Raw genomic sequence first — 12796 nt, 5'->3', positions numbered from 1 at the left:
GGGAACGAATGAGAACGTCGACCGGCGCCCGCGGGCGTCCCCTCGCCCTTGCCGCCGCCGCCCTGATCGCCGCCGCGATGCCCGCGGCGTGGGCGGTGCGGGCCCAGGCGGAACCCCCTCCGCACGCGCCCCCCACGGCCATTTCGGTCGAGCGCGCGGCGCGCGGGGCCATCGTCTCCGCCGAGGCCGTCGCGGGCCTGACCCGGGACGAGGTCGCCGAGTACCTGACGCAGGCGGGCATGAACACCGCCGGGGTGCGCCACGGCCTGGACGCCTACCGGATCGTCTACCGCACCATCGAACCCGACAGCCGACCGACGACCGCGAGCGGCCTCGTCGTGCTGCCACGCAACGACCAACGTGACCTCCGGGTCGTCGCGTGGGAGCACGGGACGATGGTCACCAAGGCGCAGGCGCCGTCCGTCCAGCCACAGCAGCGCGCCGACGCGTTCTTCTTCGGTTCGGCCGGCTACGCGACCGTGGCGCCCGACTACCTCGGTCTCGGTCTGGGTCCCGGACGCCACCCGTACGGCGACGTCGGGTCGGAGGTGACCGCGTCGATCGACCTGCTGCGCGCCGCCCGGACGTTCACGGCGGAGAAGCAGCGGCGCCTTCACCGTCGCGTGCTGGTCTCCGGGTTCTCCCAGGGCGGTGCGGCGGCGATGGGTCTCGGACGGGCACTCCAGCGCGGCGAGGACGGCCACTACCGTCTGGGCGCCGTCGCCCCGGTCAGCGGCGCGTACGACGTCCAGCACGCGCAGATGCCCGAGGCGCTGTACGGGGACTCGCTCAATCCCAAGCAGACCACGCTGTACTTCGCCTACTCACTGACAGCGCTGAACCGGCTCCACCATTTCTACGACGAGCCGTCCGAGGTGTTCAACGAGCCGTACGCGGCGACCGTCGAAGAGCTCTTCGACGGCGAGCACACCTACCAGGAGATCGGTGCCGCGCTCCCGGCGACGCCGCGGGAACTGCTCACCCCTCGGTTCATCGAGTGGGCGTCCAGCCCCACCGGAAGCCTGCTGGGGGCCCTGCGCTCCAACGACACCACCTGCACCGACTGGACGCCACGGGCACCCGTCAGGCTCTACGGCGCGACCGGTGACAGGGACGTGACCATCCTGAACGCCGAACATTGCGTCGAGGCGCTCCGCGCCAACGGCGTGAAGGCGCCGCTCACCGACTTCGGGGACCTGCTTCATGGGGAGTCCAAGCGAGCGGCGCTCCCCGAGATCCTGACCTGGTGGGACGGCTTGACGCCCTGACCGTCGCCCCGCACGGTCGCCTCAGCGGAACAGGGTCGCCCGGGTGCCCATGATGATGCGGTCGTGCGGACGCAGGGTCTTCATGACGGTCTCCAGTTCGGGCCGCGCGAAGGCGACACAGCCCGAGGTCGGCCCCGAGCCGATGTGAATGAAGATCGCCGAGCCCCTCCCCTGCACGATCGGGGTGTCCGGCATCCGGTTGTAGTTGACGACGACGGCCTGCCGGTACGGCCCGCTCTTCATGATCGCCGACAGGTTCTCGTCGGCGGGCAGGCATCTACCGGAGTAGTACCGGTTGTAGCGGCGGTCGCCGATCGTCGAGCCCCAGCAGTCGCCGCTCTCGCGGAGCCGCCGGTAGGGCAGCGCGGTCCCGGGGTCGCCCTCGCCGAACGCCTCGGTCAGGCTGTACGACCCGGTCGGAGACTTGCCGTCGCCCTCCCGCTTGGTGCCCGGCGCGGCGAACCCGCTCCGTCCCACGTGCCCGGTGGTGGTCAGGAACGTCCTCCACCGGGCGCTGAAGTGCCTGCGCACGCACTCGGTGACGGTCACCTCGGCCGTCCCGTAGCCGGACGCGACGGCGAAGAGAACGTGCTTGCCGAAGCCCACGTGGTGGCGCGACCTTCCCTCGTTGAGCGCCGCGCAGGGGCCGTCCGCCTCCTCGACGTCGGCCGACACCGGACCGGAGAGGGCGAGGGGCAGCGCGAGGGCGGTGACGGCGAGCGCGATCGGGAACTTCTTCCCGTATCTCATGAATTTCCCTTTCTGAACCGGCGGGCGGAACATGGGCTCGCCCTTCTTGCCCGCAATATCCCGAGATTAGGGGATATTTCCATGACCCCGGCGACACCCATTAATTGGACATTGCCACAGGCCGCACCGCCGGTGCGACGGAATTGCGAATCCAACATCGACGCATGGAACGCTTTCGTCGTCACCCCGAAAGAAGATTCCCGAAATGCCCGGCACGCCGGTTCACACCGGCCGAGGCGGAAGCCGGGTTGACCGCCGACGACGTGGGCGGAGAAAGTTCGCACGGGTGGTGTAACGCGGGCGCCGGTCCGGACATCTGCCGGTTCGGAGGCCGAAGGAGGACCGTGTGGGCCGAGCCGCAACCGACCGTCAGCGCTTCGAGGAGATGTACACGGCGCACTACGACGCCGTGGCGCGCTACGCGTCGCGCCGGACGAGTTCACCGGACGACGCCGTCGACGTCCTCGGCGAGACGTTCCTGACGGCCTGGCGCCGCCTGGACGACGTGCCGCCGGGCGACGAGGCGAGACTGTGGCTCTACGCGGTGGCCCGCCGGGTCCTGGCCAACCATTATCGGGGAGCCGCCCGGAGAGAACTGCTCGTCACGAAGCTGCGCGGGGAGTTCACCGAGGCGGCTCCGACCTGGGAGCCGTCAGAGGTCGGCGCGGTCCAGGCGGCGTTCGGGCGGCTGTCGGCCGACGACAGGGAGTTGCTGTCGTTGACCGGCTGGGAGGGGCTCTCGCCGGGCGAGGTCGCGCAGGTCCTGGGCTGCCGGGCGGGTACGGCGCGGGCCCGCCTGCACCGGGCGCGCAAGCGGTTCGCCCGCGCGCTGGCCCGGGAGGGCGTGGACGTGGAGCGGTACGGGGCACGAGCGGTGGCGATGGCGGAGGGGGTCCTCGGATGAGCCTTGACGAGATCTTGAAGCACGTCGAGCCGGTGCGCGCCGTCCCGCCGATGGGCGAGGGCGCGCGGGAACTCCTCGACGAGATCACCGCCACCCCTCGGGAGACCGCGAGGACGCGGCGGCGGGTGCCGCGAGCGGTCGCGTGGTGGCCGCGTCGGCGGTTCACCGTGATGTCGGCCGCGGGGCTGGCGGCGGTCGCCGTCGCGGTGAGCTGGGTGGTGCCCGGCTTCTTCGGTCCCGCCCCGGCCGCGGCGCTCGACATCAGGAAGGAAGGCGGGTACTACGTCGTCACGGTGACGGACGCCTTCGCCGATGCCGAGCGGTACCAGGCTCAGCTCCGCGGGGCCGGGCTCGACGTCGAGCTGCGCGTCGAGCCGGTCTCGCCGAGCTTGGTCGGAACCGTCTTCGAACCGTACGACCCGCGCAAGAACGGGTTGAGCGCCGCGGAACTGTCCCGGCGGGACGACCTCGTCCAGTCCATCGAGAGCCCGGGGAGGTGCGCGGCGTCCCGCCGCTGCACGATCGGGGTGCGGGTCCCCGTCGGCTACCGCGCCTACAAGGGGCCGGAGCACCGGGGGCCCGCGAGGATCATGCTCGGGCGCCGGGCCCGTCCGGGAGAGCGTCACATCGGTTTCGCCCCGCTCGACAATCCGGGTGAGCCGCTCCAGTGCACCCGGTTCGTGAACAGGACGGTCGGTGAAGTCCGCGCGATGCTGCGCGCGCACGGTGTGACCGTCGCCCGGTTCGCCGTACCGCTGCGCGGCGCCCGGTCCTCGGTGCCGGTCTCCTGGTACGTCCACGGAGGCTGGCTGACCGAACCGGGGAAGGCGCTGCTCATCGCCGACCAGACCAGGACCCGCACGCCGGACCTTTCAGAGCCCAAGAGGTGTCCGGGCACGTCGTAGCCGCCCGGCCCGGAAACCCTCGAATGCCGAAGGAAGAGATCCTGTGAAGCTCGTTCGACTACTTTGCGTGCTATTGCTGCTGCTGTCGGTGGCGGCTTGTGGAGGTGGTTCCGACCCCTCCGGCGCCGGTCCGTCCGCCGACGCCGACGCGGAGCGGCTGCGATGGGCCAGGTGCATGCGTGAGCATGGCGTCAACATGCCGGACGACCCCAAGGACCTGCCGCCGGGAGGACTGGCCATTCCCGACAGGGCCGAACGGGCGTGCGCGGAACTCCGTCCGTCCGGCAGGACCATCGACATGAACGACCCCGAGACCCGCGACCGGTTCGCCGCGTTCGCCAGGTGCATGCGGGCCAACGGCTACGACATGCCGGACAACGCGCCGCCGGACGTCCACCTCAAGAACCCTCCGCTGTGGGACAAGGCGTCGAAGTCGTGCGCCCACATCTTGCGGGAGGAGCGCCGATGAGGCACCGGCGGTTCGCCGTCGCCGGGACGGCGGTCGTCGCGGTGCTGGCGGCGGGCGGCGCGGTGCTGACCGTCCGCGGCGGCGCCGAGGGGACGGCCGCCGCCGAGCGTCGTCCCCTCGACACGGTCACGATCGCCCGCGGTGACCTGGTCGACACCAAGACCGTCGACGGCACGCTCACCTACGCGGGTGGACGCGAGGTGACCGGCGCCGCAGCCGGGATCGTGACCTCCATACCGAAGCCCGGCCAGGTGATCGAGCAGGGCGAGGCGCTGTACCGTGTGGCGCGCCGTCCGGTCGTGCTCATGTACGGAAAGCTTCCCCTCTACCGGACGTTGCGCGCGGGCATCCCCGACGGCCCCGACGTCGAGCAGCTCGAACGGTCGCTGCGCGCGCTGGGCCACGCCGACGCCGTGACCGTCGACGACCATTTCTCCTCCGCTACCGCACGGGCCGTGCGCGCCTGGCAGGACGCCGCGGGCCTGGCGGAGACGGGGACCGTGGACGCCGCGCAGGTGGTCTTCCTGCCCGGGGCTGCCCGGGTCGCCGAGGCGAAGGCGGCCGTCGGCGACAGGGTCGGCCCCGGCACGGTCGTGCTCGCCGTGTCGGGCACCGAGCGCGTCGTCCACGTCGACCTCAAGGTGACCGACCAGGCCCTGGCGCGGCGGGGCGGCCCGGCGACCGTCGAGCTGCCGAACGGCACCACGCTGCGGGGGAAGATCGTCTCAGTGGACGGCGTCGCCGAACGGAAGGGCTCCGGGCAGGGCGAACCGGCGGGCGCCGCCGCGGAACCGACCGTCGACGTCGTGATCGAGCCGTCCGGGGACGCGGACACCGGCGGCCTCGACCGGACGCCGGTGACGGTGACGCTGGTGAGCGAGCGCCGGGCGCGGGTGCTCACCGTGCCGGTCGAGGCGCTCCTCGCCCTCCGCGAGGGCGGCCTCGGCGTGGAGTTGGTGGGCCCGGACGGCGGCCGCCGCGTCGTCGCGGTCCGGACGGGCGCCTTCGGCGGCGGTCGCGTGGAGATCTCCGGGCCGGAGGTGCGCGAGGGCCTGCGGGTCGGGGTGCCGCGCGCATGATGGTCGAGGTCACCGGTGTCACCAAACGCTACAACGCCCAGGTGTGGGCCCTGCGGGGCATCGATCTCGGCATCGCGGCGGGTGAACGCGTCGCCATCGTCGGGCCGTCCGGTTCGGGGAAGTCGACGCTGCTGCATCTGATCGGCACGCTCGACCGTCCGACGTCCGGGCGGGTGAGCGTCGCCGGGCACGACACCACCCGCATGTCCGACCGGGGGCTGTCGGCGCTGCGCGCCACCCGCGTCGGCTTCGTCTTCCAGCAGTTCCATCTGGACCCCGGCGCGTCCGCGCTGGGCAATGTCGCCGACGGGCTCCTGTACGCGGGCCGCCCGCCGGTCGAGCGGCGCGAGCGGGCCCGCGAGGCCCTGCGTCGCGTCGGGCTCGGGCACCGGCTGGGCCACCGGCCGCACCAGCTCTCCGGGGGCGAGCGGCAGCGGGTCGCGATCGCCCGCGCGGTGCTCGGCGACCCGCCGCTGCTGCTGGCCGACGAGCCGACCGGGAACCTCGACTCGGCCTCCGGCGCCGAGGTGCTCGCGCTGCTCGGCGATCTGCACGCCGCGGGCACCACCGTCGTCCTGATCACCCATGACGCCGAGATCGCCGGATGGTGCCCGCGGCGCGTCCACATGCGGGACGGCGCCGTGGTCGCCGACGAACGCGCCGTCCACGAGCGGGACGTCCGTCCCCGAGGAGCGGAACGATGACGCCGAAGCCCGCCCGCCTGCGTTTCCGGGACGTCGCCCGGGTCGGCGCCGCCGGGCTGCGCGCCCGCCGTGCCCGGGTCGCGCTGTCCGCGCTGGGCGTCGCCCTGGGCATCGCCACGATGGTCGCGGTGATCGGGATCTCCGCGTCGGGTCAGGCGGACCTGCTGCGCCGCCTGGACGCGCTGGGCACCAACCTGCTGCGCGCGCAACCCGGCGAGTCGATCGGCGGGGAACGGGTTCCGCTGCCGCCCGACGCCGAGGCCAGGGTCCGGCGCGTCGATCAGGTCCTGTCGGCGAGCGCGACCGGCCGGATCGAGGCCACGGTCCGCCGCACCGACCACGTCCCCGCGGTGGAGACCGGCGGGATCACCGTGCAGGCCACCGGACTCGACCTGCTGCGCACGCTGGACGGCGACGTCCGGTCCGGGACGTGGCTCAACGACGGCACCGCCCGGTATCCCGCGATGGTGCTCGGCTCGGTGGCCGCCGACCGGCTCGGCATCGACCGCATCGGCGTGCGGGTGTTCGTCGGCGACCGCTGGTTCACGGTGACCGGCATCCTGCGGCCCCTGCCCCTGGCCCCGGAGATCGACCGGTCGGCGTTCGTCGGATTCCCGGCCGCCCGGACGTATCTCGGCTTCGACGGCCGTCCGACCACGCTCTACGAGCGGTCCACCGAGGAGTCCGTCGAGGCCGTCCGCGGGCTCCTTCCCCGGACCATCGATCCCGAGAGCCCGGAGAACGTCGCGGTGTCGCGCCCGTCCGACGCGCTGGCCGCGCGTGCCGCCGCCGCCGGGACCTTCACCGGCCTGCTGCTGGGCCTCGGCGCGGTCGCCCTCCTGGTCGGCGGCGTCGGCATCGCCAACACCATGATCGTTTCAGTGTTGGAGCGGCGCCGCGAGATCGGGTTGCGGCGCGCCCTCGGCGCCACCCGAGGCCAGATCCGCGTCCAGTTCCTGGCCGAGTCCTTCCTGCTGTCCGCGCTCGGCGGCGTCGTGGGGCTGGCCATGGGCGCCCTGGTCACCATGGTCTACGCCGTCCTGCGCGGCCATCCGCCGGTGCTGCCCTTCTGGACGCTCGCCGGGACGGGCGCCGCGACGCTCGTCGTCGGCGTGCTCGCCGGCTGCTACCCCGCCGTCCGCGCGTCCCGGCTCCCGCCGACCACGGCCCTCGCCTCCCCGTGACCGCGGCACGTCCGGCACCGTGGGCCTCCCGGCGCAGGTAATTGTTCGGTAATAAGGCCGAGAAGTCGCCAAAAGGCGCAGTTCATTCCCCATAACGCGAAGCTATGACCAATTGTGATGGTCCGCAGGCGTTCTTGGGATGACACTGTGATCTTTGCAGGACGCGACGGCCGTCCATGCGCGCACAGCTCCCCGATCCGTGTGCGCGCGCACCAGCTCCCCGGTTCCGTCGTCGCGTCGGCCGCCGTCCCGTCCCCCGCGGGACGGCCTCACCCCCGCTCGATGGAGGCATGCGGCTGTGAAACGCAGAAACCAGTTCCTGGTGGCCTCGGTGGCCGCCGCGCTCGCGGTCACGGGCATGGCGCCCCCCGCCATGACGTCCACGCAGACCAGCAAGAAGCCCGACGCCGACCCCAAGGTCGCCGCGATGGCGTCGGCCGATCGGCTGATCGCCGACAACTCCGCCGACCTGTTCGTCGGCGAGAACGAGAAGTACATCCGCACCCAGGTCGTCGGCACCCCGTGGGACCAGTACTACGTCGCCTACGAGCGCACCTACCAGGGACTTCCCGTGGTCGGCGGCGACTTCGTGGTCGCCACCGACGGCAAGGGCCGCGTGCGCACGCTCTCGGTCGCGCAGAACCAGCAGATCCGGGTCGGCACCACGGCGAAGGTCGACGCGGCCGGCGCCGCCGGACGCTCCCGCGCCGCGCTGACCAAGCCCGACAAGGCCGAGCTCAAGCCGCGCCTGGTCGTGCACGCGCTGGGCAAGCCGAGGCTCGCGTGGGAGACGGTCGTCACCGGAAGCGACGACGCCCAGCCGAGCCGGAAGAAGGTGTACGTCGACGCCCTGACCGGCAAGCGGTTCGCCGAGCAGGAGACCGTCGTCGCGGGCACGGGCACCGGCATCTGGGGCGGACCGAACCTGAAGTTCGGGACGACCCAGTCCGGCAGCAACTACACCATGCGCGACCCGGGCCGCCCCGGTCTGACGTGCGCCGACTACAGCGGCGGCATCTACACCGGGCCCGACGATGTCTGGGGCAGCTCGTCCAAGACGGACAAGGAAGCCGGCTGCGTGGACGTCATGTACTCCGCCGCCGGTTTCTGGGACCTGCTGAAGTCCTTCGGACGCACCGGTCTCCAGAACGGCCAGTGGGCCCCGGCGAGGGTCGGCCTCAACGCGGTCAACGCCTACTGGAACGGCCGGGACGCCCAGTTCGGCCACAACCAGCGCAACCAGTGGCTCACCTCGACCGACGTGGTGAACCACGAGTTCGGCCACGGGCTGGACAACTTCACCCCCGGCGGCATGTCCGGCGGCGGCACCCAGGAGTTCGTCGGCGACGTGTGGGGCGCGGTCACCGAGCACGTCCTCAACAACCCGGCCGACACCCCCGACTACACGGTCGGCGAGCTGGTCGACCTGGTGGGCCGTGGCCCGATCCGCAACATGTACAACCCGTCGCAGGTCAACAACGACCCGAACTGCTACTCCTCGTCCGTGCCGCGGATGGAGGTGCACAAGGCGGCCGGGCCGGGCAACCACTGGTTCTACCTGCTCGCCGAGGGCTCCAACCCGGGCGGCGGCAAGCCGACCAGCCCGGTCTGCCAGGGCGGTCAGGTGACGGGCATCGGCGTCATGGAAGCCGCGAAGATCTTCTACAACGCGATGATGCTCAAGACGTCCGGCACCAGCTACGCCCGGTACCGGGTGATGACGCTGACCGCCGCGAAGAACCTCGACAGCACCTGCGCCGCGTACAACAAGGTCAAGGCCGCCTGGGACGCCGTCCAGCTGGGCGCCCAGTCCGGTGAGCCGACCTGTACCGCGGGCGCGAAGGACACCGGCTACACGGTGTTGGGTGGCGGTTCCCCAAAAGTGGCGGCGGCTCCTGACATCAACGTCGAGAACGTCAAGGCGCATCTGCAGCAGCTTCAGAGCATCGCCAGCAGCAACGGCGGCAACCGTCGCTCCACCGGCGGCGGCTACACCGGGTCCGTCTCCTACATCGAGCAGAAGCTGAAGGCGGCCGGGTTCACCGTGACCCGCCAGGCCTGCACGTCCGGGTGCACCGCCGGGGCCGGGCCCAACCTGATCGCCGACTGGCCCGGCGGGAACGAGAACAACGTCTACATGTTCGGCGCCCATCTCGACAGCGTCGGGGCGGGTCCGGGCATCAACGACAACGGCACCGGGTCCGCGGCGCTGCTGGAGACGGCGCTCCAACTCGCCCAGGCCAAGCCCACCATGCTGAACCACGTCCGGTTCGGCTGGTGGACGGACGAGGAGCAGGGCCTGCGCGGCTCCAAGTTCTACGTGAGCCGCCTGTCCGCCGCCGACCGGTCGAAGATCAAGGGCTACTTCAACTTCGACATGGTCGGCTCGCCGAACCCGGGCTACTTCATCGACAACCTGAACTCGCCGCTGGCGAAGAACCTCAAGGAGCACTTCGACTCGATCAACGTGCCGACGGAGGAGGTCGCCGAGTGCTGCAGTGACGACGGGTCGTTCCGCGACGCCGGAATCGCCACGACGTTCCTGTTCACCGGCGCGCCCGCCCGCAAGTCCGCCGCACAGGCGCAGAAGTGGGGCGGCACCGCGAACCAGGCGTTCGACCGGTGCTACCACCAGGCCTGCGACAACTACCCCAACAACATCAACACGACCGCCCTCGACCGCTGCTCCGACGCGATCGCCCACGCCCTGTGGAAGGTCGCCGTGGGAGCCCAGTCGGGTTCCGGCAAGAGAAGAACCTAGCCGTCCGGGGACCGGGTGACGCCCGGTCCCCCGACCAGAACCTGCCCGGTCCGGCCTTTCTCCGCAGGGGGTAGGAAGGCCGGACCGGGCGCTTCGCTAGACGGCATGCCCGGAGGCGTCCGGAACGTCGAGGGTGGCCTCGATCAGTTCCCGCGTATAGGGGTGGGACGGCGCCGTGAGCACCGGCTCCGCCTCGCCCGACTCGACGACTCGTCCCCGGTTCAGCACGACGACGCCGTCGGCGATGCTGCGCACCACCGCCAGGTTGTGCGTCACGAAGATCATCGAAAGTCCGTCACCGAGGAGCGAGCGCAGCAGTTCCACCACGGACGCCTGCACGGAGACGTCCAGCGCCGAGGTCACCTCGTCGCAGATGAGAAGCTTCGGCTCGCACACGAGTGCACGCGCTATCGCGACACGCTGGCGCTGCCCTCCGGACAGTTCGGCGGGGCGACGCGAAGCGAGCTTCGCGGAGATCTCCACGCGCTCAAGCGCCTCCCCCACCCGCTTCCTGCCCTCACGGACATCCATCCCGAAATAGTGCCGCAACGGCACGAGCAGGCTGCTCTCCACACTGCGGTGGGGATTGAGCGAGCCGAAGGGGTTCTGGAACACGTACTGCACCTCGCGGCGAGTGTCCTTGCCACGCTTGCCCGCCTCGGGCGGAATCGGTCGGCCCTCGAACATCAGGGTCCCTTCCTGCTCCTCATGGAGGCCGACGAGGCACCGCGACAGCGTGGTCTTGCCGCTCCCCGACTCGCCGACGAGGGCGAGGCACTCTCCCCGGACGAGGCCGAACGACACGTCGAAGAGGATCTGCCTGCCGCCGTACCCGGCGTTCAGTCCGGAGACCGAGAACACCTCCCGTCCTCCATCGGCGGCCACGCGCGTCTGGTGCGAGCGCGGCCGGACACGGGGTTCGCGTGCCACCTCGTCCACGCGCAGGCATCGGGCCAGCGTCCCCGAGGGGGCGGGGACGAGTTCGGGACGGGTCGTCCGGCATTTCGCCAGGGCGTGGTCGCAGCGCGGCGCGAACACACATCCCCGCCGGCCCTCGTCGGCGACGCTCGGGGCGCGCCCGGGAATGGGGACGAGCCGGTGCCGACGCGTCGCGGACGGAACGGCCGCCAGCAGCGCCCGGGTGTACGGGTGGGCGCCGCGGACGAGAACGTCCCGGTCGGTGCCGCTCTCGACCACCTGCCCGCCGTACATCACGGTGACGTGGTCGGCGACGTCGGCCACGACGGCGAGGTCGTGCGAGACGTAGATCGCCGCCATGTCGTGGTCGCGGCAGAGCTCACGCACGAGATCGAGGACACGGGCCTGCGTGGACACGTCCAGCCCGGTCGTCGGTTCGTCGAGGACGATGAGCCGTGGACCGGCCGCGATGGCCATCGCGATGGCGACGCGCTGCTGCTGTCCGCCGGAGAGCTGCCGGGGACGGCGCTTGAGGAACGCGTCGTCGGCGGGCAACCCCACGGTCTCCAGCAGTTTCCGGACGCGCGACAGCGCCTCGCGTTTCGGCTGCGGGAGCCCCTCCGTCAACTGGGTCGCAAGGCTCAGGTTCGGGTTCAGCGCGGTCGCCGGGTCCTGCGCCACATGGGCGACCCTGCCTCCCCGGGCGCGGCGCAACTCCGGTTCCGGCAGGGTGAGCAGGTCGACGCCGTCGACGGCCACCCGTCCGCCCGTGATCGTCGTGCCCTTCCGCGCGAACCCCAGCAGGGCGAGCGCGAGAGTGCTCTTGCCGGACCCCGACTCGCCGACCAGCCCCATGACCTGGCCCCGGCCGAGCGTGAAACCGACGTCCTGGACGATTGCGTTCCCCGTGGCGTCGACCGTCACGGTGACATCGGAGACCTCCACCTCGGTCACCATGTCAGCGCCTCCCTTCCGTGCGGCCCACCGTTCGGGCCACGGACTCGGCGATCAGGTTGCCGCCGAGCGCCATCATGAGAATCAGCGCGATCGGCGCCAGTACCGGAAGCGGGGCGACCGCGAGCCCGTCCTGGTTCTCCCCGACCATCAGGCCCCAGTCCGCCGCCGGGGGCGCGATGCCGAAACCGAGATAGCTCAGCGAGGCGATCGCGGCGACCGCCCAGACGAGACGCATTCCGGCCTCCACCATGAGCGGCGAGGTCACCCCGGGCAGGACTTCCCGGACGAGAATGTGCCTCGCCGGAAGACCGTTCGCCTTCGCCCACAGCACGTATTCGCTGCCGATCACCGGAAGGGCCGCTCCGCGCATCACCCGCGAGACTCCGGGCGCGAACGCCACACCGACCAGGACCGCGGTCAGCAGCGTGCTCCGGCCGAGCATGGCTACGAATACCAGCACGAAGATGATCTCGGGAAAACTCAACAGCACGTCCATGGCGCGCATGAGCAGCGTGTCGACGGCTCCGCCCCGGTAGGCGGCGGTGAGACCGACGAGAGTGCCGAGGAACACGCCGAGACCGGCGGCGAGAACCGCCATCCAGGAAAGGCTGAGTCCGCCGTGGAGGAGGCGGCTCAGAACGTCCCGGCCGAGCACGTCGGTCCCCAACGGGAACCGCGACCCCGGCCCCTCCAAAGGTCGTCCGGCGATGGCGTCGGGAGCGTGGGGCGCGAAGAAGTGCCCGAACACGACCACCAGTCCGACCATCGTGAGAAGCGCGATGCCCAGGCGCGCCTGCCCGGTGCGGGCCGCGCGGCCGAGCAGAGAAAGGTCGCCTTCTCCGCCTTCCTGCGCTGATGGCGGAAGACCGGTCGTCCGATTCGTCGTCACCATGTGCT

General features: G+C 71.5%; 11 protein-coding genes. 8 read left to right on the top strand and 3 right to left on the bottom strand.

The genetic code is table 11. The features are described from left to right. Positions 1 to 8: 8 nt before the first annotated feature. Positions 9 to 1268, top strand: coding sequence for an alpha/beta hydrolase family protein (locus tag D0T12_RS20770; protein WP_117401312.1), 1260 nt, complete (start codon positions 9 to 11; stop codon positions 1266 to 1268). Between the two features lie 21 nt (positions 1269 to 1289). Here the strand turns inward: D0T12_RS20770 and D0T12_RS20765 are convergent, their stop codons facing one another. After that, positions 1290 to 2018 (bottom strand): L,D-transpeptidase family protein, encoded by a 729-nt coding sequence (locus D0T12_RS20765; protein ID WP_117401311.1) that lies wholly within the window; start codon positions 2016 to 2018, stop codon positions 1290 to 1292. 346 nt (positions 2019 to 2364) lie between these two features. On the opposite strand from D0T12_RS20765, the gene D0T12_RS20760 reads away from it, so the two are divergent. From D0T12_RS20760 to D0T12_RS20730, 7 genes are all read left to right on the top strand, one after another. Further along, a complete protein-coding gene (locus D0T12_RS20760) occupies positions 2365 to 2922 on the top strand; it encodes an RNA polymerase sigma factor (RefSeq protein WP_233526192.1) in 558 nt (185 codons plus the stop codon). Continuing rightward, the gene (locus D0T12_RS20755) at positions 2919 to 3827 is read left to right on the top strand and encodes a hypothetical protein (protein ID WP_117401310.1); all 909 of its coding nucleotides are present in this window, start codon (positions 2919 to 2921) and stop codon (positions 3825 to 3827) included. The genes D0T12_RS20760 and D0T12_RS20755 overlap by 4 nt, the downstream gene beginning before the upstream one ends. Before the next feature lie 67 nt (positions 3828 to 3894). Then, on the top strand, positions 3895 to 4296 hold the full coding sequence (locus D0T12_RS20750) for a hypothetical protein (protein WP_117401309.1): 402 nt from the start codon (positions 3895 to 3897) through the stop codon (positions 4294 to 4296). Continuing rightward, positions 4293 to 5375 (top strand): peptidoglycan-binding protein, encoded by a 1083-nt coding sequence (locus D0T12_RS20745; protein WP_117401308.1) that lies wholly within the window; start codon positions 4293 to 4295, stop codon positions 5373 to 5375. The genes D0T12_RS20750 and D0T12_RS20745 overlap by 4 nt, the downstream gene beginning before the upstream one ends. Then, positions 5372 to 6079, top strand: coding sequence for an ABC transporter ATP-binding protein (locus D0T12_RS20740; protein WP_456318668.1), 708 nt, complete (start codon positions 5372 to 5374; stop codon positions 6077 to 6079). Before D0T12_RS20745 ends, D0T12_RS20740 begins: the two co-directional genes overlap by 4 nt. Further along, positions 6076 to 7263 carry an ABC transporter permease gene (locus D0T12_RS20735; RefSeq protein WP_117401307.1) on the top strand — a complete coding sequence of 396 codons (1188 nt, stop codon included), beginning with the start codon at positions 6076 to 6078 and terminating at the stop codon, positions 7261 to 7263. The genes D0T12_RS20740 and D0T12_RS20735 overlap by 4 nt, the downstream gene beginning before the upstream one ends. A 298-nt stretch (positions 7264 to 7561) precedes the next feature. Next, positions 7562 to 10024 carry a M28 family peptidase gene (locus tag D0T12_RS20730; protein ID WP_199487590.1) on the top strand — a complete coding sequence of 821 codons (2463 nt, stop codon included), beginning with the start codon at positions 7562 to 7564 and terminating at the stop codon, positions 10022 to 10024. Positions 10025 to 10120: 96 nt separating this feature from the next. On the opposite strand, the gene D0T12_RS20725 is transcribed toward D0T12_RS20730, so the two are convergent. After that, on the bottom strand, positions 10121 to 11899 hold the full coding sequence (locus D0T12_RS20725) for a dipeptide ABC transporter ATP-binding protein (protein WP_117401306.1): 1779 nt from the start codon (positions 11897 to 11899) through the stop codon (positions 10121 to 10123). A 1-nt stretch (position 11900) separates the two neighbouring features. Further along, entirely contained in the window at positions 11901 to 12791 is an 891-nt protein-coding gene (locus tag D0T12_RS20720; protein ID WP_117401595.1) for an ABC transporter permease, read from the bottom strand. Between the last annotated feature and the right edge of the window lie 5 nt (positions 12792 to 12796).

This window comes from Actinomadura spongiicola, assembly GCF_003432485.1.
Taxonomy (GTDB): Bacteria; Actinomycetota; Actinomycetes; order Streptosporangiales; family Streptosporangiaceae; genus Spirillospora; species Spirillospora spongiicola.
The sequence above is the reverse complement of the archived record's forward strand: the minus strand, read 5'-3'. Positions and strand labels throughout refer to the sequence as shown.